Origin of the sequence: Pseudomonas sp. A-B-19 (assembly GCF_019947515.1) — a bacterium.
Classification (GTDB): domain Bacteria; phylum Pseudomonadota; class Gammaproteobacteria; order Pseudomonadales; family Pseudomonadaceae; genus Aquipseudomonas.
Genome location: NZ_JAGYGN010000002.1, coordinates 53,455 through 74,497, shown reverse-complemented (window position 1 = coordinate 74,497; position 21,043 = coordinate 53,455). Strand labels below are relative to the sequence as shown.

21 protein-coding genes are annotated in these 21,043 nt (G+C 60.1%); 13 read left to right on the top strand and 8 right to left on the bottom strand.

The annotated features are described in order from the left end of the window. Nucleotides 1-85: 85 nt before the first annotated feature. Nucleotides 86-1,606 carry an aldehyde dehydrogenase family protein gene (locus KGA81_RS02495; RefSeq protein WP_223544429.1) on the bottom strand — a complete coding sequence of 507 codons (1,521 nt, stop codon included), beginning with the start codon at nt 1,604-1,606 and terminating at the stop codon, nt 86-88. A 335-nt stretch (nt 1,607-1,941) separates the two neighbouring features. Between KGA81_RS02495 and KGA81_RS02490 the strand changes: the two genes are divergently transcribed. From KGA81_RS02490 to KGA81_RS02475, 4 genes are all read left to right on the top strand, one after another. Continuing rightward, entirely contained in the window at nt 1,942-3,855 is a 1,914-nt protein-coding gene (locus tag KGA81_RS02490; RefSeq protein WP_223544428.1) for a sigma-54-dependent Fis family transcriptional regulator, read from the top strand. Nucleotides 3,856-4,019: 164 nt separating this feature from the next. After that, the gene (mpl, locus tag KGA81_RS02485) at nt 4,020-5,369 is read left to right on the top strand and encodes a UDP-N-acetylmuramate:L-alanyl-gamma-D-glutamyl-meso-diaminopimelate ligase (protein ID WP_223544427.1); all 1,350 of its coding nucleotides are present in this window, start codon (nt 4,020-4,022) and stop codon (nt 5,367-5,369) included. Next, the gene (gene ubiX, locus KGA81_RS02480; RefSeq protein WP_223544426.1) at nt 5,366-5,998 is read left to right on the top strand and encodes a flavin prenyltransferase UbiX; all 633 of its coding nucleotides are present in this window, start codon (nt 5,366-5,368) and stop codon (nt 5,996-5,998) included. The genes mpl and ubiX overlap by 4 nt, the downstream gene beginning before the upstream one ends. Next, the gene (locus KGA81_RS02475) at nt 5,991-6,275 is read left to right on the top strand and encodes a YceK/YidQ family lipoprotein (RefSeq protein WP_223460869.1); all 285 of its coding nucleotides are present in this window, start codon (nt 5,991-5,993) and stop codon (nt 6,273-6,275) included. Before ubiX ends, KGA81_RS02475 begins: the two co-directional genes overlap by 8 nt. Before the next feature lie 48 nt (nt 6,276-6,323). Here the strand turns inward: KGA81_RS02475 and KGA81_RS02470 are convergent, their stop codons facing one another. The 3 genes from KGA81_RS02470 to KGA81_RS02460 form a co-directional block, all read right to left on the bottom strand. Continuing rightward, nucleotides 6,324-6,965 carry an oxidoreductase gene (locus tag KGA81_RS02470; RefSeq protein ID WP_223544425.1) on the bottom strand — a complete coding sequence of 214 codons (642 nt, stop codon included), beginning with the start codon at nt 6,963-6,965 and terminating at the stop codon, nt 6,324-6,326. 27 nt (nt 6,966-6,992) lie between these two features. Next, complete coding sequence (locus KGA81_RS02465) at nt 6,993-8,711, bottom strand: C13 family peptidase (RefSeq protein WP_223544424.1); 1,719 nt, start codon at nt 8,709-8,711, stop codon at nt 6,993-6,995. 114 nt (nt 8,712-8,825) lie between these two features. Then, nucleotides 8,826-9,281, bottom strand: coding sequence for a MaoC family dehydratase (locus tag KGA81_RS02460; protein ID WP_223544423.1), 456 nt, complete (start codon nt 9,279-9,281; stop codon nt 8,826-8,828). Between the two features lie 193 nt (nt 9,282-9,474). Here KGA81_RS02460 and KGA81_RS02455 point away from each other — a divergent pair, with 193 nt between their 5' ends. Genes KGA81_RS02455 through KGA81_RS02445 form a run of 3 tightly spaced genes read left to right on the top strand, consistent with a single transcriptional unit; the run spans nt 9,475 to nt 11,151 of the window. Continuing rightward, a complete protein-coding gene (locus KGA81_RS02455) occupies nt 9,475-9,837 on the top strand; it encodes a CidA/LrgA family protein (protein ID WP_223544422.1) in 363 nt (120 codons plus the stop codon). Further along, nucleotides 9,834-10,550: an LrgB family protein gene (locus KGA81_RS02450; protein WP_223544421.1), complete on the top strand. Its 717-nt coding sequence runs from the start codon at nt 9,834-9,836 to the stop codon at nt 10,548-10,550. The genes KGA81_RS02455 and KGA81_RS02450 overlap by 4 nt, the downstream gene beginning before the upstream one ends. Nucleotides 10,551-10,560: 10 nt before the next feature. After that, nucleotides 10,561-11,151 (top strand): LON peptidase substrate-binding domain-containing protein, encoded by a 591-nt coding sequence (locus KGA81_RS02445; RefSeq protein WP_223544420.1) that lies wholly within the window; start codon nt 10,561-10,563, stop codon nt 11,149-11,151. A 294-nt stretch (nt 11,152-11,445) separates the two neighbouring features. On the opposite strand, the gene KGA81_RS02440 is transcribed toward KGA81_RS02445, so the two are convergent. From KGA81_RS02440 to KGA81_RS02425, 4 genes are all read right to left on the bottom strand, one after another. Beyond that, nucleotides 11,446-11,655: a hypothetical protein gene (locus KGA81_RS02440; protein ID WP_223544419.1), complete on the bottom strand. Its 210-nt coding sequence runs from the start codon at nt 11,653-11,655 to the stop codon at nt 11,446-11,448. Nucleotides 11,656-11,737: 82 nt separating this feature from the next. Further along, nucleotides 11,738-11,941: a cold-shock protein gene (locus tag KGA81_RS02435; protein ID WP_223544418.1), complete on the bottom strand. Its 204-nt coding sequence runs from the start codon at nt 11,939-11,941 to the stop codon at nt 11,738-11,740. A gap of 638 nt (nt 11,942-12,579) precedes the next feature. Further along, a complete protein-coding gene (locus tag KGA81_RS02430) occupies nt 12,580-13,896 on the bottom strand; it encodes a bifunctional DedA family/phosphatase PAP2 family protein (RefSeq protein ID WP_223544417.1) in 1,317 nt (438 codons plus the stop codon). Between the two features lie 194 nt (nt 13,897-14,090). Continuing rightward, nucleotides 14,091-14,789 carry a DNA-3-methyladenine glycosylase gene (locus KGA81_RS02425; RefSeq protein ID WP_223544416.1) on the bottom strand — a complete coding sequence of 233 codons (699 nt, stop codon included), beginning with the start codon at nt 14,787-14,789 and terminating at the stop codon, nt 14,091-14,093. Nucleotides 14,790-14,978: 189 nt separating this feature from the next. Here KGA81_RS02425 and KGA81_RS02420 point away from each other — a divergent pair, with 189 nt between their 5' ends. From KGA81_RS02420 to rodA, 6 genes are all read left to right on the top strand, one after another. Further along, nucleotides 14,979-16,250: a glutamate-5-semialdehyde dehydrogenase gene (locus tag KGA81_RS02420; RefSeq protein WP_223544415.1), complete on the top strand. Its 1,272-nt coding sequence runs from the start codon at nt 14,979-14,981 to the stop codon at nt 16,248-16,250. A gap of 1 nt (nt 16,251) precedes the next feature. Then, nucleotides 16,252-16,941: a nicotinate-nucleotide adenylyltransferase gene (nadD, locus tag KGA81_RS02415; RefSeq protein WP_223544414.1), complete on the top strand. Its 690-nt coding sequence runs from the start codon at nt 16,252-16,254 to the stop codon at nt 16,939-16,941. A gap of 73 nt (nt 16,942-17,014) precedes the next feature. Then, nucleotides 17,015-17,509, top strand: a complete 495-nt coding sequence (rsfS, locus tag KGA81_RS02410) for a ribosome silencing factor (protein ID WP_008022922.1) — start codon at nt 17,015-17,017, stop codon at nt 17,507-17,509. Between the two features lie 9 nt (nt 17,510-17,518). Next, the gene (gene rlmH / locus KGA81_RS02405) at nt 17,519-17,986 is read left to right on the top strand and encodes a 23S rRNA (pseudouridine(1915)-N(3))-methyltransferase RlmH (protein ID WP_003185785.1); all 468 of its coding nucleotides are present in this window, start codon (nt 17,519-17,521) and stop codon (nt 17,984-17,986) included. 10 nt (nt 17,987-17,996) lie between these two features. After that, nucleotides 17,997-19,892 carry a penicillin-binding protein 2 gene (gene mrdA / locus KGA81_RS02400; protein WP_223544413.1) on the top strand — a complete coding sequence of 632 codons (1,896 nt, stop codon included), beginning with the start codon at nt 17,997-17,999 and terminating at the stop codon, nt 19,890-19,892. 31 nt (nt 19,893-19,923) lie between these two features. Next, nucleotides 19,924-21,027 (top strand): rod shape-determining protein RodA, encoded by a 1,104-nt coding sequence (gene rodA, locus KGA81_RS02395; RefSeq protein ID WP_223544637.1) that lies wholly within the window; start codon nt 19,924-19,926, stop codon nt 21,025-21,027. Nucleotides 21,028-21,043 lie beyond the last annotated feature (16 nt).

Below are 21,043 nucleotides of genomic sequence, written 5' to 3'. Positions count from 1 at the left end.
CGCCGCATCGCAGCTCCTACAGGTATTGCGCAAACCTGTAGGAGCTGGCTTGCCAGCGAAGGCCGTTACCCGATTTCGAGTCGAATCAGAAGAACCCCAGCGGATTGATGTCGTAGCTCACCAGCAGGTTTTTGGTTTGTTGGTAGTGGTCGAGCATCATCTTGTGGGTTTCACGGCCGACGCCGGACTTCTTGTAACCACCGAACGCAGCGTGCGCCGGGTACAGGTGGTAGCAGTTGGTCCACACACGACCGGCCTTGATGGCGCGGCCCATGCGGTAGGCGCGGTTGATGTCGCGGGTCCAGAGGCCGGCACCCAGGCCGAACTCGGTGTCGTTGGCGATGGCCAGGGCTTCGGCTTCGTCCTTGAAGGTGGTGATGCTCACCACCGGGCCGAAGATTTCTTCCTGGAACACACGCATTTTGTTGGTGCCCTTGAGCAGGGTCGGCTGGATGTAATACCCGGTCGCCAGGTTGCCCTCGAGTTTTTCCACCTTGCCGCCGGTCAGCAGCTCGGCGCCTTCGCCCTTGGCGATTTCCAGGTACGAAAGGATTTTGTCGAATTGCTGCTCGGACGCCTGGGCGCCAACCATGGTGTCGGTGTCCAGCGGGTCACCACGTTTGATTTGCAGGACCTTGTTCATGACCACTTTCATGAACTCGTCGTAGATCGATTCCTGCACCAGTGCCCGGGACGGACAGGTGCAGACTTCGCCCTGGTTGAAGAACGCCAGCACCAGGCCTTCGGCGGCTTTCTCGATGAAGGACGGTTCGGCCTGCATGATGTCTTCGAAGAAGATGTTCGGCGACTTGCCGCCCAGTTCCACGGTGGATGGAATGATGTTTTCCGCTGCGCATTTCATGATGTGCGAGCCGACCGGGGTCGAGCCAGTGAAGGCAATCTTGGCGATGCGTTTGCTGGTGGCCAGCGCTTCGCCGGCTTCCTTGCCGAAGCCTTGCACAATGTTCAGCACGCCCGGTGGCAGCAGGTCGCCGATCAACTCCATCAGCACGGTAATGCCCAGCGGGGTTTGCTCGGCAGGTTTGAGCACCACGCAGTTGCCGGCGGCCAGGGCCGGCGCGAGTTTCCAGGCGGCCATCAGGATCGGGAAGTTCCACGGGATGATCTGCCCGACCACGCCCAGCGGTTCATGGATGTGATAGGCCACGGTGTTGCCGTCGATTTCGGCAGCGCTGCCTTCCTGGGCACGCAGGCAACCCGCGAAGTAGCGGAAGTGGTCGGCGGCCAGCGGGATGTCAGCATTCAGCGTTTCACGCACGGCTTTGCCGTTGTCCCAGGATTCGGTGATCGCCAGGGTTTCCAGATTCTGCTCGATGCGGTCGGCGATTTTCAGCAGCACCAGCGAACGGGCCTGCGCAGAGGTGGCACCCCATGCGTCGGCAGCGGCGTGGGCAGCGTCCAGGGCCTTGTCGACGTCTTCGGCCGTGGAACGGGGGAATTCGGCAATCGGTTGGCCATTAACTGGCGAGGTATTGGTGAAGTACTGACCTTTGACAGGCGCGACGAACTCGCCGCCGATGTAGTTACCGTATTTGGCTTTGAACGAAACGATAGCGCCTTCAGTACCGGGGTGAGCGTAACGCATAGTGGTCTCTCCTTGCTTTTGTGCTTATAGGGAGTCGCGCATGTGCGCTTGCTTTAAGCGTAGAGCAAGGGGCGGGCCAGTGCGCTGCAGCTCAGGAAAATCAAGGCCTTGCGCATTTTTTGTCGGACGGATGGAGCATGCCTGTGACGCTTTCGGTACAGTCGGCGTGACACTTTGTACCGATTCTGGCACAACCTGTGACCACCCGGTCTTGCAGGCATTGCAATGCGGGCCGGGCTGGAGGATGCTCGGGCGACCGCTACTGATACACCCTGTAGGAGCCTTCGGCAGCTCCTACAGGGTTGCGTAGGACCTTTCGGGGAGAATAATAAGAAATGCACGACAACCATCTGAGTCGCCATGCCCAGCAAGTATTGACCGTGACCCAGGGCAAGGCCCACCTGCACGGCCCTGGCAGCGATCCGTCCATCGCCCGTTCCTGGCTGCGCTGCCTTGAGGACTATCACCTCGATCCGGCCCTGAGCATCGCGCCGACGGTGCTGGAACATGGTCGCGTCCTCGAAAGCCGCGAACGCTTGCAGCAAGTGCTGCACATTGCCGGCAATGAAATGACCAGCCTGCACCAGCAGCTCTCCGGTGCCGGCCATGCGGTATTGCTGACGGACGCCCGTGGCGTGATCCTCAATTGTGTCACTGCGCCCGCCGAACGGCAGATTTTCGAGCGGGCCGGGCTCTGGCTCGGTGCCGACTGGAGCGAAGCCTGTGAAGGCACCAACGGCATCGGCACTTGTCTGGTGGAGCGTCAGTCGTTGACCATCCATCAGGATGAACACTTTCGCGGCCGCCACACCGGCCTGACCTGTTCGGCAAGCCCGGTCTTCGATCCCCATGGCGAACTGCTGGCGGTGCTCGACGTGTCGTCGGCGCGGCGTGATGCCTCGCGGCAAAGTCAGTTCCACACCATGGCGCTGGTCAATCTGTCGGCGAAGATGATCGAGAGCTGCTACTTCCTGCGCTGCTTCGACAACCAATGGTTGCTGCGCTTTCACTTGCAGGCCGAGTCCGTCGGTTTGTTCAGCGAAGGCTTGCTGGCGTTCGACGCAGAGGGGCGCATTTGCGCAGTCAATCAGAGTGCGCTGAACCTGCTGGGACACATTCGCGGCGGCTTGCTGGGTAAACCGGTGGAGGCTTTTTTCGATTGCTCGCTCGATGAGTTGCTCGGTCGCGCGAGCACTAATGCCGCCGCCAGTTGGCCGTTGCGCACCCGTGATGGTCGCAAGCTGTTCGCGGTATTGCGCGGTGAGGCACGGCGGCCGGTGCCGACTCCATTGGTGCCAGCTGCCAAGGTTGCACAGACGCCGCGACTGTCGGGCATTTGCCTGGATGACGCAGCGTTGCAGGCGGACTTCCGCAAGGCCCTGCGCGTCTACGAGCGCGACGTGCCGTTGTTGATCAACGGCGAAACCGGGTCCGGCAAGGAGGCTTTTGCCAAAGCGGTGCACCACGCCAGCCAGCGGGCGGAAAAAGCCTTTGTGGCCCTCAACTGCGCGGCCATTCCCGAAAGCCTGATCGAAAGTGAGCTGTTCGGTTATCGCGGCGGCAGTTTCACCGGTGCGCGCAAGGAAGGCATGCGCGGCAAGTTGCAACAGGCTGATGGCGGGACGTTGTTCCTCGATGAAATCGGTGACATGCCACTGGCCCTGCAGACGCGATTGCTCAGAGTGCTGGAGGACCGGCAAGTGGTGCCGATCGGTGGCGAACCGGAAGCGGTGAATGTGCGGATCATCAGTGCCACTCACCGCAACTTGCTGGATCGCGTGGAGGACGGCAGCTTCCGCGAGGATTTGTATTACCGCCTCAACGGGCTGGAAGTTGCATTGCCGCCGTTGCGCGAGCGTAGCGACAAATCCCGGTTGCTCGACTTTTTGCTGGCCGAAGAGGCAGGCGCAGAAACGGTGTTGATTGACGGACCGGCGCGGGAGGCCTTATTGGGATTCGCTTGGCCGGGCAACGTGCGGCAGTTGCGTAATGTGCTGCGTACGTTGGCGGCGTTGTGTGAGGACGGGCGGATCGGTCTGGAAGATTTGCCGGCGATGATTCGCCAGACACGGCCGGTGGTGTCGACGATTGAAGAGGCGTCGGAGCATCCGCTGGAGGATGCCGAGCGGCTGGCATTGCTCGCAGCGCTGGAGCAGACGCGCTGGCATATGACGCATACGGCGGAGCAGTTGGGGGTCAGTCGAAATACCCTTTACAGGAAGCTGCGCAAGCACGGAATTGCCCGCTAATTGCCACGCCGACCTGTAGGAGCCGGCTTGCCGGCGAAAGCAATCTCAAGACCGCCTTCGCCGGCAAGCCGGCTCCTACAGGTTTTGCACTGAGCACAATCGAAACAAAGGTGCGATTTTCCCCTCCCTAAGCTAACCTGCGACCAAGTTTTACGAGGTCGACTATGCACATTCATATTCTTGGTATCTGCGGCACATTCATGGGGTCAATGGCGGTTCTGGCCAAAGAGCTGGGCCATCACGTGACGGGCTCCGATGCCAACGTCTATCCGCCGATGAGCACTCAGCTGGAGGCCCAAGGCATCGAATTGACCCAAGGCTACGACCCGGCGCAACTCGATCCGGCCCCCGATCTGGTGGTGATCGGCAACGCCATGTCCCGGGGCAATCCTGCGGTGGAGTACGTGCTGAACAAAGGCCTGCCTTACGTCTCCGGCCCGCAATGGCTGGCTGATCACGTGCTGCAAGGTCGTTGGGTGCTGGCCGTTGCCGGTACGCACGGCAAGACCACCACCAGCAGCATGCTGGCCTGGGTGCTGGAGCACGCGGGCATGGCCCCGGGCTTCCTGATCGGCGGTGTGCCGCAAAATTTCTCGGTCTCGGCGCGCCTGGGCGATACGCCGTTCTTCGTCATCGAAGCCGACGAGTACGACAGTGCGTTCTTCGACAAGCGCTCGAAGTTCGTGCACTACCGTCCGCGCACGGCAATCCTGAACAACCTCGAATTCGATCACGCGGACATCTTCCCGGACCTGCCGGCCATCGAGCGACAGTTTCATCATTTGGTGCGGACCATCCCGAGCGAAGGGCTGGTGATTCATCCGACCACTGAGCCGGCGTTGCAGCGTGTTATCGAGATGGGCTGCTGGACGCCGGTGCAAACCACCGGTGCCGGCGGTCAGTGGCAGGTCAAGCTGCTCAGTGAAGATGGCTCGAAGTTCGAAGTGATGTTCGAAGGCGTCGCCCAGGGTGTGGTCGAGTGGGACATGACTGGCCAGCACAACGTCGCCAACGCCCTGGCGACCCTGGCTGCCGCACGCCATGTCGGTGTGGTGCCGTCCATGGGCGTCGCTGCGTTGAGCGCCTTCAAAAGCGTGAAGCGCCGGATGGAGAAAGTCGCGCAAGTGCGTGGCATCACCATCTATGACGACTTCGCTCACCACCCGACCGCCATCGCCACGACACTGGACGGCCTGCGCAAGCGCATCGGCGATGCGCCACTGATTGCGATCATCGAGCCGCGTTCCAACTCCATGAAGCTCGGCGCGCACCGTGACGGATTGCCGCAAAGCGTGGTCGATGCCGATCAGGTGATCTGGTATGCACCAGCCAACCTCGGCTGGGACCTGGCGGGTACTGCGGCGCTGTGCACTGTGCCGTCGATTGTCAGCGATTCCCTTGAGGGCATCATCGAGCGCGTGAAGAGTCAGGCTCAACCAGGCACTCACGTGGTCATCATGAGTAACGGGGGCTTCGGCGGCCTGCACGGCAAGCTGGCCGAGGCGCTCAAATGAGCAACGGCCCGGACCGCATCACCCTGGCGATGACCGGCGCTTCAGGCGCCCAGTACGGTTTGCGTCTGCTCGACTGTCTGGTGCGGGAAGATCGTGAAGTGCACTTCCTGATTTCCAAGGCCGCGCAGTTGGTGATGAGCACCGAAACTGATGTCACGTTGCCGAACAAGCCGCAGATGATGCAGGCGTTCCTCACTGAATACACGGGCGCTGCCGCCGGGCAGATTCGGGTGTACGGCAAGGAAGACTGGATGTCGCCAGTGGCTTCGGGCTCCGGCGCACCAGCGGCTATGGTGGTAGTGCCGTGTTCCACGGGCACGTTGTCGGCCATCGCCACGGGTGCCTGCAACAACCTGATCGAACGTGCCGCCGATGTGACGCTCAAAGAGCGTCGCCAACTGATTCTCGTGCCTCGTGAGGCGCCGTATTCGAGCATTCACCTTGAGCACATGCTCAAGTTGTCGAATATGGGTGTGACGATCCTGCCGGCATCGCCGGGCTTTTATCATCAGCCGCAAACCATCGACGACCTGATCGATTTCGTCGTGGCACGGATTCTCAACCTGCTGAATATTCCTCAGGACATGTTGCCGCGCTGGGGCGAGCATCATTTGACCAGCGATGAATAAGCTGTTGGTGATGGTACTGGCGCTGCAATTGGTCGGGTGCGCCACGGCGCGCACGCTCGATGCTGCGAAGCCGGGGGCGCCGGTGGTGTACTCGGGGACTCGTCTGGATTTGTACGCGATGAACGGTGGGTGCTGCGCCAAGGACCGTTTCGGAGCTGAAGCGCCGAGCTATCCGGGCGTTGATCTGCCGGCCAGTGCGTTGCTCGACACGCTGCTGTTACCGCTGTCGTTGCTCACGGTTTTGGGCGTGAATTTTCAGGCGACGGGTGGGTTGTAAGAGAGCGTTGTGGCGAGGGGGCTTGCCCCCTCGCCACAGGTCCGCCTGCTACTTGCCGAGTTTGCGCAACTCATCCGACTCGACAATCCTGACCCCATCCTGCTCTTCCAGTGCCAGGCGCCACATCGCCCGGGCCAGTTGGCAGGCCTCGATACCATGGAATTTGCCAGGGATCAGTCGTGACAACGGGCCGGCGACCTTCTCGCCCAGTCGCGGTTCGGTGCGTTCGCCCAGCAACAGCGAAGGGCGGCAAATAGTCAGCTGCGGCCAGTTCTGCGCGCGCAGTGCGTACTCCATTTCGCCTTTGACCCGGTTGTAGAAAATCGAGGATCTGCGATCGGCTCCCAGAGCACTGATCACGATCAGGTGCCGTGCGCCCAGCTCCCGTGCGCGTTTGGCAAAGGCTACGACCATGTCCAGGTCCACCGCGCGGAATGCCTGCTCCGAGCCTGCCTGCTTGATGGTGGTGCCCAGGCAGCAGTAGGCGATATCGACACGACCGTTCAACTGCGGCAGAAGCTCCACCAGGTCGCCAACCGGGTTTTCAAGGTGGGGGTGCTTGGCCAGGGGCCGGCGTGAGGGGGCCACTACCCGGGTAATCGTTGGCTCGTTTAGCAGGCGATCCAGCAGGTGTTCACCCGTCAAACCAGTGGCTCCGGCAAGCAGCACGTGCTGTGGCGTCAAGTACATAGTGTCTCTCCCTTGATACTGTTCAGCTTAGTTGCTGTTTGCATCCTTGCTTTCGATAGACGCACTTTGCAGGGCTTTTCGTGCCTGCTGTTTGCGCAGTAGTTGCCAATGCGAGAGGACGGTTTTCGGTGCCCAGATCTGAGGTTCGGAGGCTTCGAAACCGTCCGCCAGTTCACGTTCGGCGACAGTGGCCTTGGCCAGTTTGAAGGCTTGTTCCAGATCATCGGTCTGGTTCAGGGCCTGGGCGAACAGTGCATCGCCGAAGTAAGTGAAGTTGGCTTCCTCCGAGCAACCGAAGGACACCCGGTCGGCCCGGGAGGCTGTCATGATCAGGGTCCGTTCATCCTTGAGGGCGGGGAGGAATCCGCCGGAGTAGCAGGCTGAAATCACGATGATCTTGTCGCGGTTTTTCAACGGGGCGAGGACAGCAGCCATTTCGTCGGCTGGCAGGTCGGCCAACTCCATGCGTGGCTGGTCAAGCACCAGCTCGTGTTCGCTGGTGCCATGGCTGGTCAGGTAGATGAAAATCAGGTCTTCCGGCCCGCTGCGTTCGGCCAGCGTCAGGGCGGCACGGCGCAGGTTTTCCCTGGTCGCCATCGGGCGGTCGGCGAGGTGATCGCGATGGTTCACCAGGCGGATCTGGCCGAAAGCGCCGAAACGGCTGGTGAGCATATTGGCGACGTAGTCGGATTCGCGCAGAAACACACTTTGCTTGCCGTCACCGCCCAGGGTCAACGAATACAGTTCCACCGCCGGGGTCGAGGGCGCAATGTTGGCCAGCGCTGCGTCGAGCAAGCGCCCCTGGGCCAGAAGGCCGAGTTCCAGGGTGTCGGGCAATAATTTGCCCTCGGCGTCGCGCACGCGCTGGCCGTTGATCCAGGTGCCACTGAGCACAGTGCCGTCGGTCAGCACCAATGTGCCGCGCCCCTGATAACTGTCGTTTTCGAACTGACCGGTGTAAAAACTGCCGTCGGGCAGGTTCAGTCTGCCCTGGCCGGAAAAGCGCCAGTCATTGAACTGGCCGATGTAGTGGCTGCCGTCAGCGCCGATCAACTCGCCCTTGCCGTTCAGCGAGCCTTCCTTGAACTGCCCTAGCCAGACATCGCCGTCGGCGTTTTCGTAGCGGCCTTTGCCGTGCAGTTGATTGTTCTTGAAGCCGCCGACATAGATGTCGCCATCGGCACTGTTGAACGTGCCGTTGCCTTCCAGTTGGCCGTCGACGAAGTGCCCGGTGAACTGATTGCCATTGCCGTCACTGCGCTGGCCTTCGCCATTGGGTTTGCCGTGGGCGAACTGGCCCTGATAGACGCTGCCGTCTTCGAGTTCGAGGCGACCCAGGCCGGCGTATTGATCGGCCTTGAACTCTCCGCGATAGCTCATGCCGTTTTCTTTGAGGGTGCCTTCGCCGTCGCGTCGGCCGGCCTTGAAGCCGCCGCTGTAACTGCTGGCGTTGGTGGTCAGCATCCCCTGGCCGTCGAACAGCCCCTGATTGAACTGCCCGCGATAGACCTCGCCGTTGCTGCCGTGCCATTCGCCTTGGCCCTGCCACTGGCCCTTGTCGAATTCACCGGCGTACCAACTGCCGTTCGGGTAGTCGATGCGCCCCTTGCCTTGCAGCAAGCCATTGACCAGGTCACCGCGATAGCGTCCGCCGTCCGGCAGGCGGGCGTCGGGGGCTAAAAGCGATTCGCCGTCGCCGCAAGCGGTGAGCATCAGGGTCAAGGCAAGGAGTGCAAGTGGGCGCATAGCGGATTCCGGGCAATTAGGCGAGGGAGTATGCCGCAGCTATGTGTCCTTATATAGGGTGAGGTACCGCGAGATGGCGCGAAACAGCATGAGCTGCTTCGCATCCGGGAAGGTTTATACGAAGCACAGGGACAGCGGTTCGGCGATATACGCCGGTTTGTCCGAACCTTCGATTTCCAGGGTGGTGGTGGCCTTGAGCAGCCATTGGCCGGGTTTTTTCTCGATGACTTCGGTCAGGTCGACCTTCAGGCGCACTTTCGAATTGACCTTGACCGGCTGAATGAAGCGCACGCTGTCGAGGCCATAGTTGACCACCATCTTCAAGCCTTCGGGCATGACGAGGATGTCTTCCATCAGTTTCGGGATTAGCGACAACGACAGAAAACCGTGAGCGATGGTGCCGCCAAATGGCGTTTGCGCGGCCTTGACCGGGTCGACGTGGATGAACTGAAAATCCCCTGTGGCTTCGGCGAACAGGTTGATGCGCTCCTGATCGATAGTGAGCCATTCGGAACGTCCAAGTTCCTTGCCGACATAATCTTTGAGCTCTGCAACTGGAACATAGGGCATTGAGACTCTCCTTGGGTTCATCGGTTTTATAGATTTGGCTTGCGGGGATTTAACCTCCCGGCTAACCACTTTAGATCAACATGGCCAAACGCTCCGGTCAACTGACCATGCTTTTGGCGAATGCCGGTCTATAGCGCGGGCATGCTTATAATGCCCGGCCAATGCGGGTGACGGATTTTGCGGGAGATCAATAATGTTGCTACGGGGCCTGACGTGGCTGGTGCTGTTCCAATTGCTCGGCACGGCGATCAATCATTTGTTTTTGCCCGTGCTGCCAGGGCCGATTGTGGGGTTGCTGCTGTTGCTGGTGTACCTCATCTGTCGCGGACAGGTCGGTGAGCCACTGAACCTGGCGGCCAGCAGCCTGTTGCGCTACCTGCCGCTGTTGCTGGTGCCGCCAGCCGTGGGCGTGATGGTCTATGCCGCTGATATCGCGGCGGATTTCTGGGCCATTGTCGGTGCGCTGGTGTTGTCGCTGCTGCTTTCGATGGCCTTCGCCGGGGTGCTGATGCAGCGCATGGTCAAGCGTCACGCACGCTCCGAGGACAGCCAATGATCTTCGACTGGCACGGCGCCTGGGCGTCAGTGATTCACCATCCATTGTTCGGCATAGGCATTACCCTTGGTGCCTATCAACTCGTCCTGGCGGCATTCGAGAAAACCCGTTGGATCTTTTTGCAGCCGGTGCTGGTCTCCATGTTAGTGGTGATCGGCGTGCTGGTGGGCTGCGGTCTGACCTACGCCGAGTACCGCAAGAGCACCGAGATCCTGAGCATCCTGCTCGGCCCGGCCACTGTCGCGTTGGCTGTGCCGCTTTACCTCAACCTGCGACGGATTCGGCAGTTGTTCTGGCCGATATTTACTACGCTGGTGATAGGTGGTGTCGTGGCTACGGGCATGGGCGTGCTGCTGGGCTGGTGGTTCGGTGCCGAACACATGATCCTGATGACCATGGCGCCGAAGTCGGTAACCTCGCCGATTGCCATGTTGGTGGCCGAGCAGATCGGTGGTGTCGCGGCGCTGGCAGCGGTGTTCGTCTTGATTACGGGAGTGATCGGGGCGATTTTCGGCCCGGCCCTGTTGACCCGGCTCGGCGTGCACAGCCCGGAAGCCAGGGGGATGGCGCTGGGCATGACAGCCCACGCTGTCGGCACGGCGGTGGCAATGCAGGAAAGTGAGGAGTGTGGCGCCTTCGCGGCGCTGGCGATGAGTCTGATGGGTGTGGCCACGGCGGTTCTCCTGCCGCTGGCGGTGTCGATGGTGGTGTAAGGAAATGTCTATGAGTCTGCCGCTTTTTCCGTTGAACACAGTGCTGTTTCCAGGCTGCATCCTCGACCTGCAGATTTTCGAGGCGCGCTATCTGGACATGATCGGCCGCTGCATGAAACAGGGCGGTGGTTTCGGCGTGGTGTGCATCCTCGAGGGTGAAGAGGTCGGCATCGCCCCGGCCGGCTACGCGCTGGTGGGTTGCGAAGCGCTGATCACCGATTTCAATCAACAGGACAACGGCCTGCTGGGGATTCGGGTTCGAGGCGGACGGCGTTTCCATGTATTACGATCGCAAATCCAGCGCGATCAGTTGACCGTCGCCGAGGTCGAGTGGCTGGAAGACGAACCGGAGCAGCCACTGCAGGACGAGGACGCCGATCTGGTGGCATTGCTCAAGGCCCTGGCGGAACACCCGATGGTTGAAGCCTTGAACATGGGCACTGAAGCGACCGGACAACAGTCACTGGCCAATCAGTTGGCGTATCTGTTGCCCTTCGCTGAACTGGACAAGATCGACCTGCTGCAACTCGATGATCCGCAGCAACGACTGGATGCCATACAGGCGTTGCTGGATGAGTTGCAGGGTGAGTTGTTTGCCTGAAAGCATTCTTCAGAACCCAATGCGGTAAATTATCGTGTTTACCATGGGGCTGGCGGCTGCGGATAACCACTGCGTATGCGCGACCCTGCCGTATCCGATGGTGAGGTATGCGTACTGGTTAAACTTTTTTATCAGATGGCGAGATGCTGTCGAAATCCAGTTTATTTGCCATTGACCCGCTCGGGGTCAATCGCAAAGTTCCGATATTCTGTCATTTCTCGGGTATTTCAAAAGTGGCGCGACCTCCCTGCGCCCAAGAGCCACAAAAACAAGGCTGCAGCATGCGAGCCTCTGTTAACTATCTTCGTCATCAATGACTTCAAGATTGATTGCGTAGTACCGACCATTATCCCCCTTGCATAAATCGTAGCTCACCATCTGGCCAGCCTTGATATTCAGAGCTTCGAGTTCAGCTGGATCAAGGGAAAAAAAGACATGCTGTTCATTGGGCTCCTCCGAAGGGAAATTGATGTCAGCAGGATCATTGGGACTCCATTCTTTCATGTCTCCTCCAAAGGCAAGCCAGCTCCCACAAAAAAGCGGCGCAGGGCTTGCCCGAAAATCAGGTGATGTTCACAGGTTGTGTCTATAGAAGACTTACGTCTTCTGCCTGCATTCCTTTTGGCCCAGGAACGGACTTGAAGGTTACTTTTTGTCCCTCTTTCAGGCTTTTAAAACCTTCGGCCTTTATTGCTTTGAAGTGAACAAACAGGTCTGCGCTACCATCATCAGGTGTGATAAACCCAAAACCCTTCTCATCATTGAACCACTTGACTGTTCCTGCTTTCATTTTATTTTCCGCTTACTAATTAACATGAAACAAAGTCACACCATTTCGCATATGGACCTTGTTGGCTGGCGACAGAGAAACACCCTTGGTAGGAGCAACGCTTGAGAAGCTCAGGATGATTTTCAGACCTCACATCACGGAACGTGATGTGAGGTTCAAAAAACTAATACAAACAGCCCCGCGCCGCAATGAATGCATTGCTGCAAAACTGAGACTGAATGCGACTGAATGTTTTAGCTTTTTTCAAAGACACAAAATGCTTGCTTGGTCAGAACTTGATAAATCGGTCGAGCGTTCGAACTGACACGTCCGGTCACGATCGATTACAACAATAGTGTTCTTTGTAAGGGGCGGAATGAGTGTGTTGGTTGGTGTTTGTAGCTTTGTTATCGGTTTTACGAGAGTTGAGGTTTGTCGGGTATCGTTTTTTCTGAGGCTGAGGATTGTATGTTTCGTGGCTGCATGAGTGGGCACGAAATATACAAGAGGCTGCTGGGTAATAAAGAGTTCCGATATAGCTGTAGTGTGTGTGCGTTCGGGCTTATCATTGCCCGGTTGCCCACTATTGATGGTGTCAGATAAAACCGCTTCACTCTTAATGATGAAGCGGTTTTTTTTGCTACTCGGATTCCAATCGGCTAATAGGCATAACGCAACATTGTATGTGGCAAGTGACGCAGTATGAAGAACGCGAACAACGCTATCATCGCCGTCAGTATCAGCCACCAGGCCTTGGGTGGCAGCGCCTTGAGCGGCTCCCTTCGCTGGACCAGGTACAGGCTGGTCGCGCAGACGCACGCTGCCAGCATCGTGCCGGCCATTACATCCGTTGGCCAGTGCGCGCCGAGGTACACTCGGGAAAGGGCAATCGCCATCGCCGGCAGGCTGGCCACCAGTAACCAGGTCAGGCGCATGCGCGGTGGTTGTCCGCGGCCGGCCAGAACCGCGAGGGTCAGGAACAGTGCGAACGAACCCGATGCATGGCCGCTGGGCATGCTGTAGCTGGACAGAGGGTCGCTCAGCACTTCCGGCCGTAGGCGGGCGAAAAAAAGTTTGGTCGCGGTGTTGGCCAGTGCCGTGAACAATAATGTGCTGATGGCGAAGATCGCCTGCCGCCACTGTCGGGTAATGAGCAGCAGCCCTGCCAGCAAAGCACTGAACAGCAGCATATTGTGGAATTCGCCGATCAGCGTGAAGACCACCGCCACTTCATCGAGCGTCGGGCTGCGATGTTCCTGCACCAGGCTCATCAAACCTTGATCAAGGGCGTTCAGGTACGGATAGCCGATGAACAGCCCAGCCAGAAGGAGAAAACTCATGCCGGCGATTATCGATGTAGCCCGGCGATGCTGGCGCAAGCTACTGGTGGCGCTCAGCCCCACCATGACTGCAATGCTGCCGGCAACGATTGCGGCCTGAGTCCAGAAACCTTCGGGCAACGGCAAGCGAATCGCCGCGCCGGTGGCCCAGCCAGGCAGCAAATAAGCCACCGACCACCCCGCACCGGCCAGCAGGCTGACGGCGATGAAGCGCGGGAAGGGCATGTCGCACATGCCGGCGACCATGGGCAGCATCGGCCGCAATGGCCCGATAAAACGCCCGACCAGCAGGCTGGCGGTGCCATAACGCTGGAAATAGGTCTCGGCTCCGGCAATCCATTGCGGGTGATGGCGCAAACCGGGCAGGCGCCGGATGTTCTGATGAAAATGCCGTCCGAGGAAATACGAAACCACGTCACCCAACACACCGGCGCCGAAGCCCAGCAGCAAGGTTTCACTCAGCGGCAGCGCACCGCTGCCGGCCAGTACCGCAACGGTGAACAGCAAGACCGTACCGGGGACGATCAGCCCGGCAATCGCCAGGCATTCCACAAAAGCCACCAGAAATATCGCCGCCGCCAGCCATTGCGGGTTGACCGTCAACCAGCCGGTCAAGCTTTCGAGCCATTGGCCCATATAAACCACTCCATCAAATGTTCAATTGCTTCCAGGGGATAAGAGCCACTTTGAATACGCCACCGCCCCCTGTAGGAGCGGGCTTGCCCGCGAATCGGCCCTATCAGTCGACATTGACGTCGCCTGACACGCCGCTTCCGCGGGCAAGCCCGCTCCCACAGGGGATCCCTTCAGTTTCAAAGTACGGGTCAATCTCAGGTCAGCACAAAATAATCGCGACCCTCGACCTGCCCCCGTCGTAGCGGATTGCGCGTGCAATAAGCCGCGTAGGCAGCGTCGACGAAGCGGTACATCAGGTGCTCATCGCGCCCGTGGGGGATGCCCAGGCGTGTAGTCTGGATGACGTGGGCGGGCGTCTGGCCGACGTGCTCCACCAGCAGCACTTGATGGTCGAAGCGTTTGGCGTCCCACACCGGCACTTTCAGGCCCAGTGCCTTGCAGAGCAGGGTTTGCCCGGCGCAGAGTTTTTGTGACGGGCGAGGGTGGCCCTGGGCATCGGGATTGTTCAACAGCATCTGTGCCAGGCTGGCCGGCCCGCTCAATTCATCGACCCACGGGTAGGCGGACTTGATCAGCACGGCGTTACCGGGCCCTTGGGCGCTGAAATTAAGGGAATCGCCGCCCCGGGCGTAATACATATAGATGTGGCCGCCATCCAGAAACAAAGCCTTACGCTTTTCTGTGTAGCCGAGGGACGCGTGGCTGCCTTTTTCCGCGCAGTAATAGGCTTCGGTCTCGATGATCCGGGCGCTGAGCCACAGGTCGCCGACCCGATGGCGTATGACTTTGCCCAGTAAATCCCGAGCCAGAATTTGCGCGTCGCGGTCGAAAAACGCGTCCGGAAGGCCCGTGGGCAGGCTCGCAGCGGATGCTCGAACAGTCAGGTTGGACATGATGAACGACGTTTATCAGGGCTGATTGAGTCGTGATGATAACAATTTGCAGCTTAATCCCGGCTGAACATCAGCAAATTGCCCTCCATTTCGACCATCCGCCCGTCACCGCTGTTAGTCCCGGGACGCGACAGCTATAATCTGCCGCTTTACTCTTTACCAAGACCTTATCAAAGACCACGCCAGACCATGACTGAGTCCGTTCTTGACTACATGACCCGCCTGGGTTGCGCTGCCCGCGAAGCTTCCCGCGTGATCGGCCGCGCCAGCACTGCGCAGAAAAACCGCGCCCTGCAGGCCGCCGCCAATGCGCTGGACGCTGCCCGCGCCGAGCTGACCGCGGCCAATGAGCTGGATCTGGCCGCCGGTCGCGCCAGTGGTCTGGAGCCGGCCCTGCTTGAGCGCCTGGCTCTGACCCCGGAGCGTATCGACGGCATGATCGTCGGCCTGCGACAAGTGGCAGCCCTGCCGGACCCGGTTGGCGCGATCCGTGACATGAGCTTCCGCCCGTCCGGTATTCAGGTTGGCAAGATGCGCGTGCCATTGGGCGTGATTGGAATCATCTACGAGTCGCGGCCGAACGTGACCATCGATGCCGCGAGCCTGTGCCTGAAGTCCGGTAACGCGACCATCCTGCGTGGCGGCTCCGAGGCGATTCATTCCAATCGTGCCATCGCCGCCTGCATTCAGCGTGGTCTGGCCGAGGCCGATCTGCCGGCCGCGGTGGTGCAAGTGGTCGAAACCACCGATCGCGCAGCCGTCGGTGCGCTGATCACCATGCCTGAATACGTCGATGTCATCGTGCCGCGCGGCGGCCGTGGCCTGATCGAACGTGTCAGCCGTGACGCCCGCGTACCGGTGATCAAGCACCTGGACGGCATTTGCCACGTTTACGTGAGTGAGCACGCCGACATGGCCAAGGCCCAGCGCATTGCGTTCAACGCCAAGACGTACCGTTACGGCATCTGCGGTGCCATGGAGACGCTGCTGGTGGATCAAACCGTCGCCAGGGATTTCCTGCCGGCGATGGCGGCACAGTTCCGCGAAAAAGGCGTCGAACTGCGCGGTTGTGAGCGTACCCGAGCGATCATCGATGCCGTGGTCGCCACTGAAGAAGACTGGAGCACCGAATACCTGGCGCCGATTCTGTCGATCCGCGTGGTCGACGGACTGGGCCAGGCCATCGAGCACATCAACCACTACGGTTCCCATCACACCGATTCTATTGTCAGCGAACACCAGGGCGACACCCGGCGTTTCGTGGCTGAAGTCGACTCCTCGTCGGTGATGATCAATACCCCGACGTGCTTCGCCGATGGCTTCGAATACGGATTGGGTGCCGAGATCGGCATTTCTACTGATAAGCTGCACGCCCGCGGTCCGGTGGGCCTCGAAGGACTGACCTGCGAGAAGTACATCGTGGTCGGCGACGGGCAGTTGCGTGGACAGGAGCCGGCCTGACTTGGGCGACTTAGACCCGTCAGCCCCGGTCATCGCCAGCGAGCCAGCCCCTCGCCGCATTGGCGTGCTGGGCGGAACGTTCGACCCGGTGCACATCGGCCATTTGCGCGGTGCGCTGGAGGTCGCCGAAACACTGGTGCTCGATGAACTGCGACTGACACCCAGTGCCAGGCCGCCCCATCGGGATACGCCGCAGGTGTCCGCCAAAGACCGACTGGCGATGGTCGAGTGTGCGGTGGCCGGTGTGGCGCCGTTGGTGGTGGACGCCCGCGAATTGCGGCGGGACAAACCGTCCTACACCATTGATACCCTGGAGCTGATGCGCGCTGAACTGGCCGCAGATGACCAGGTTTTTCTGCTTTTGGGCTGGGACGCTTTTTGCGGCCTGCCCACTTGGCACCGCTGGGAAGAGTTGCTCCAGCATTGCCATATCCTGGTGTTGCAACGCCCGGATGCCGACAGCGAACCGCCGGATGCCTTGCGCAACCTGCTGGCAGCGCGCTCGGTGAGCGACCCGCTGGCCCTCAAGGGGCCGAGCGGACAGATTGCATTCGTCTGGCAGACACCGCTCGCGGTATCCGCCACCCAGATCCGTCAACTGCTGGCCAGCGGTAAGTCGGTACGTTTCCTGGTGCCCGACGCGGTCCTGGCCTACATCGATGCGCACGGACTCTACCGTGCGTCGAACTGAATAGGAGTGCCTCAAGGCACGTGGCAACAACGTGTATTGAAGCGCCCGAACATACGAGCAAAACGAGTTTTATATGACGAACAACGACGTAAACAAAGTTAAGCGCAAAGGCACGTTCAAGAGTGCCCCGCTGCCGGAAAAGGTACTCGCTGCCGAGCCGCCTAAAGGCGACGAACTGGTCAAGATCGCCGTAGCCGCCCTGGAAGACGTCAAGGCCCAGGACGTGCTGGTCATCGATGTTCGCGACAAACAGAGCATCACTGACTACATGATCATCGCCACCGGTACGTCCAACCGCCAGATCGGCGCGATGCTGGACAAGGTTCGCGAGGCCGTCAAAGCCCTGGGCATCAAGCCGCTGGGTGAAGAAGGCAAGGGCGACAGCGACTGGGTTCTGCTGGACATGGACGACGTGATCGTCCACATGATGACTTCCAATGCACGCCAGTTCTACGACCTGGAGCGCCTGTGGAAAGGTGCCGAGCAGAGCCGTGCAGCCGATGGCAAACACCACAGCCCTGAAGTTGGTCACGAGCACTTCAACAAGCTCAACAAAGACCAGGAATAAGGGACTGCTGTGCGACTGCGACTGATCGCCGTCGGTTCACGCATGCCCAAATGGGTGGAAGAAGGCTGGCATGAATATGCCAAGCGTCTTCCGTCCGAGCTGGCGCTGGAACTGGTGGAAATACCGCTCAATACCCGTGGCAAGAACGCCGACGTGGCCCGTTTCATCCGTCAGGAAGGCGAAGCCATGCTGGCCAAGGTCGGGCCGAACGAGCGGATTGTCACTCTCGAAGTCCACGGCAAGCCCTGGAGCACCGAGCAACTGGCGGTCGAGCTCGATCGCTGGCGGCTGGACTCACGTACGGTCAACTTCATGGTCGGCGGCCCTGAAGGGCTGGCGCCGGAAGTCTGTGCCCGGGCTGACCAGCGCTGGTCGTTGTCGCCGCTGACCTTGCCGCACCCGCTGGTGCGGATCCTGATCGGCGAACAGTTGTACCGTGCCTGGACCGTGCTGTCCGGTCACCCTTACCACAAGTAGCTCTGCCCTCATGTCCCAGCCGATCCGCATCAAGGACCACGAAAAAGACGCCCGTCTGGTGCGTGGCCGCGTCGTGTTCGGGGCCATTGCAGTGGTGACGCTGATTGGCGTGCTGATCGCGCGCCTGTATTTCCTGCAGGTGATCCAGTACGAGTACCACTCGACCCTGTCGGAAAACAACCGTGTCCATGTGCAGCCGATTCCGCCGCCCCGTGGTTTGATTTTCGACCGCAATGGCGTGGTGATCGCCGATAACCGGCCGAGTTTCAGTCTGAGCATGACCCGCGAGCGTTCCGGCGACTGGCAGCAGGTGCTCGACGTGATTGTCGAAGTGCTGCAACTGACGCCCGAGGATCGGGTGATCTTCGAGAAGCGTATGCGTCAGGGCCGCCGGCCGTTCGAGCCGGTGCCGATTCTGTTTGAACTGACCGAAGAGCAGATTGCGCGCATCGCCGTGAACCAGTTCCGCTTGCCGGGTGTGGAAGTGGTCGCGCAATTGGTTCGTCACTACCCGCAGGGTGCGCATTTTGCGCACTCGGTGGGCTACATGGGGCGGATCAACGAGAAAGAGCTGAAGACCCTGGATCCGGTGAGTTACAGCGGCACCCATCAAATTGGCAAAACCGGCATCGAGCGTTTCTACGAGCCTGAATTGCACGGCCAGGTGGGTTACGAGGAAGTCGAGACCAACGCCCGGGGCCGCGTATTGCGCGTGCTCAAGCGTACCGATCCGATTCCCGGCAAGGACATCGTCCTGAGCCTGGACATCAAATTGCAGGAAGCCGCCGAAGCTGCGCTCGGTGGTCGTCGTGGTGCGGTGGTAGCGCTGGACCCGAAAACCGGTGAAGTGCTGGCGATGGTCAGCCAGCCGAGTTTCGACCCGAACCTGTTCGTCACCGGCATCAGCTCCAAGGCCTATTCCGAGCTGCGTGATTCCATCGACCGGCCGTTGTTCAACCGCGTGCTGCGTGGCCTGTACCCGCCAGGCTCGACCATCAAGCCGGCAGTGGCGATTGCCGGCCTGGATTCCGGGGTGGTGACCGCTTCGACCCGAGTGTTCGACCCCGGTTACTACATGCTGCCCAACTACGACCACAAATACCGTAACTGGAACCGTACCGGCGACGGTTTTGTCGACCTCGATACGGCGATCATGCGCTCCAACGACACCTACTTCTATGACCTGGCCCACAAGCTGGGGATCGATCGGTTGTCGTCGTACCTGTCCAAGTTCGGTATCGGTCAGAAGGTTTCCCTGGACATGTTCGAGGAGTCGCCGGGTCTGATGCCGACCCGCGAATGGAAGCGCGCGACCCGCCGCCAGGCATGGTTCCCGGGCGAAACGCTGATTCTGGGGATCGGTCAGGGCTACATGCAATCGACCCCGTTGCAACTGGCCCAGGCCACCGCACTGGTGGCCAACAAAGGCATCTGGAATCGTCCGCACCTGGCCAGGACCATCGAAGGCGAGAAGCCGGTGGACCCTAACCCGATGCCGGACATTATCCTGCGCGACCCGTCGGACTGGACCAAGGTCAACCACGGCATGCAGCAGGTTATGCATGGTGCCCGGGGTACGGCGCGCAAAGCCTCGATCGGCGCGCAATACCGAATCGCCGGCAAGTCGGGTACGGCCCAGGTGGTCGCGATCAAGCAGGGTGAAAAGTACGACCGCTCCAAGGTTCAGGAGCGTCACCGTGACCACGCCTTGTTTGTCGGCTTCGCGCCGGCTGACGACCCGAAAATCGTGGTGTCGGTGATGGTCGAGAACGGCGAGTCCGGCTCAGGCGTCGCCGCGCCCGTGGTGCGTCAAGTCATGGACGCCTGGCTCCTGGACCAGGACGGTCGGTTGAAGCCCGAATACGCCAGCCCTATCAGTGCAGAGGCTACCGCCCGTGATGAATAACTTCGATCGCATGCTCTCAAGCGAAGATGTGATGCGTCGCCGCGCGACGCTACTGCAACGCCTGCACATCGACGGCCCGTTGTTGATCCTGCTGCTGACTCTCGCCGCCGGCAGCCTGTTCGTGCTGTATTCGGCCAGTGGCAAAAGCTGGGATCTGCTGGGCAAGCAAGCCACTTCGTTCGGCATCGGCCTGGTGTCGATGATCGTCATCGCCCAGTTCGAGCCACGCTTCATGGCGCGCTGGGTGCCACTGGGCTACGTGGTCGGGGTAATGCTGTTGCTGGTGGTGGACATCATGGGCCACAACGCCATGGGCGCCACCCGCTGGATCAATATCCCCGGGGTGATCCGCTTCCAGCCCTCGGAATTCATGAAAATCCTGATGCCGGCGACGATCGCCTGGTACTTGTCCAAGCGCACCTTGCCGCCCCAGATCAAGCATGTGGGTGTCAGCCTGATGCTGATCGGCGTGCCGTTTATTCTGATCGTGCGTCAACCGGACCTCGGCACTTCGCTGCTGATCCTGGCCGGCGGCGCTTTCGTGTTGTTCATGGGTGGCTTGCGCTGGCGCTGGATCCTCAGCGTACTGGCCGCCGCCGTGCCCGTGGCGGTTGCCATGTGGTTCTTCATCATGCACGACTACCAGAAGCAGCGAATCCTGACGTTTCTCGACCCGGAGAGCGATCCGCTCGGTACGGGCTGGAACATCATCCAGTCCAAGGCCGCCATCGGTTCCGGCGGTGTGTTCGGCAAGGGCTGGTTGCTGGGCACCCAGTCGCACCTGGACTTCCTGCCGGAAAGCCACACCGACTTCATCATTGCAGTAATGGGTGAAGAGTTCGGCCTGGTGGGGATCTGCGCGCTGTTGCTGATCTACCTGCTGTTGATCGGCCGCGGACTGGTGATTACCGCCCAGGCGCAGACATTGTTCGGCAAGTTGCTCGCGGGCAGCCTGACCATGACGTTTTTTGTTTATGTTTTCGTCAACATCGGTATGGTCAGTGGCCTGTTGCCGGTGGTGGGGGTGCCGTTGCCGTTCATTAGCTACGGAGGAACTTCGCTGGTGACGCTGCTGTCAGCGTTTGGGGTTTTGATGTCGATCCATACCCATCGCAAGTGGATCGCGCAGGTTTGAATAAGGTGAAACTTTC

Excerpts from the sequence above, each read along its gene's own strand:
- KGA81_RS02495 (WP_223544429.1), bottom strand. The coding sequence starts at position 1,606 with ATGCGTTACGCTCACCCCGGTACTGAAGGCGCTATCGTTTCGTTCAAA.
- KGA81_RS02490 (WP_223544428.1), top strand. The coding sequence starts at position 1,942 with ATGCACGACAACCATCTGAGTCGCCATGCCCAGCAAGTATTGACCGTG.
- mpl (WP_223544427.1), top strand. The coding sequence starts at position 4,020 with ATGCACATTCATATTCTTGGTATCTGCGGCACATTCATGGGGTCAATG.
- ubiX (WP_223544426.1), top strand. The coding sequence starts at position 5,366 with ATGAGCAACGGCCCGGACCGCATCACCCTGGCGATGACCGGCGCTTCA.
- KGA81_RS02475 (WP_223460869.1), top strand. The coding sequence starts at position 5,991 with ATGAATAAGCTGTTGGTGATGGTACTGGCGCTGCAATTGGTCGGGTGC.
- KGA81_RS02470 (WP_223544425.1), bottom strand. The coding sequence starts at position 6,965 with ATGTACTTGACGCCACAGCACGTGCTGCTTGCCGGAGCCACTGGTTTG.
- KGA81_RS02465 (WP_223544424.1), bottom strand. The coding sequence starts at position 8,711 with ATGCGCCCACTTGCACTCCTTGCCTTGACCCTGATGCTCACCGCTTGC.
- KGA81_RS02460 (WP_223544423.1), bottom strand. The coding sequence starts at position 9,281 with ATGCCCTATGTTCCAGTTGCAGAGCTCAAAGATTATGTCGGCAAGGAA.
- KGA81_RS02455 (WP_223544422.1), top strand. The coding sequence starts at position 9,475 with ATGTTGCTACGGGGCCTGACGTGGCTGGTGCTGTTCCAATTGCTCGGC.
- KGA81_RS02450 (WP_223544421.1), top strand. The coding sequence starts at position 9,834 with ATGATCTTCGACTGGCACGGCGCCTGGGCGTCAGTGATTCACCATCCA.
- KGA81_RS02445 (WP_223544420.1), top strand. The coding sequence starts at position 10,561 with ATGAGTCTGCCGCTTTTTCCGTTGAACACAGTGCTGTTTCCAGGCTGC.
- KGA81_RS02440 (WP_223544419.1), bottom strand. The coding sequence starts at position 11,655 with ATGAAAGAATGGAGTCCCAATGATCCTGCTGACATCAATTTCCCTTCG.
- KGA81_RS02435 (WP_223544418.1), bottom strand. The coding sequence starts at position 11,941 with ATGAAAGCAGGAACAGTCAAGTGGTTCAATGATGAGAAGGGTTTTGGG.
- KGA81_RS02430 (WP_223544417.1), bottom strand. The coding sequence starts at position 13,896 with ATGGGCCAATGGCTCGAAAGCTTGACCGGCTGGTTGACGGTCAACCCG.
- KGA81_RS02425 (WP_223544416.1), bottom strand. The coding sequence starts at position 14,789 with ATGTCCAACCTGACTGTTCGAGCATCCGCTGCGAGCCTGCCCACGGGC.
- KGA81_RS02420 (WP_223544415.1), top strand. The coding sequence starts at position 14,979 with ATGACTGAGTCCGTTCTTGACTACATGACCCGCCTGGGTTGCGCTGCC.
- rsfS (WP_008022922.1), top strand. The coding sequence starts at position 17,015 with ATGACGAACAACGACGTAAACAAAGTTAAGCGCAAAGGCACGTTCAAG.
- mrdA (WP_223544413.1), top strand. The coding sequence starts at position 17,997 with ATGTCCCAGCCGATCCGCATCAAGGACCACGAAAAAGACGCCCGTCTG.
- rodA (WP_223544637.1), top strand. The coding sequence starts at position 19,924 with ATGCGTCGCCGCGCGACGCTACTGCAACGCCTGCACATCGACGGCCCG.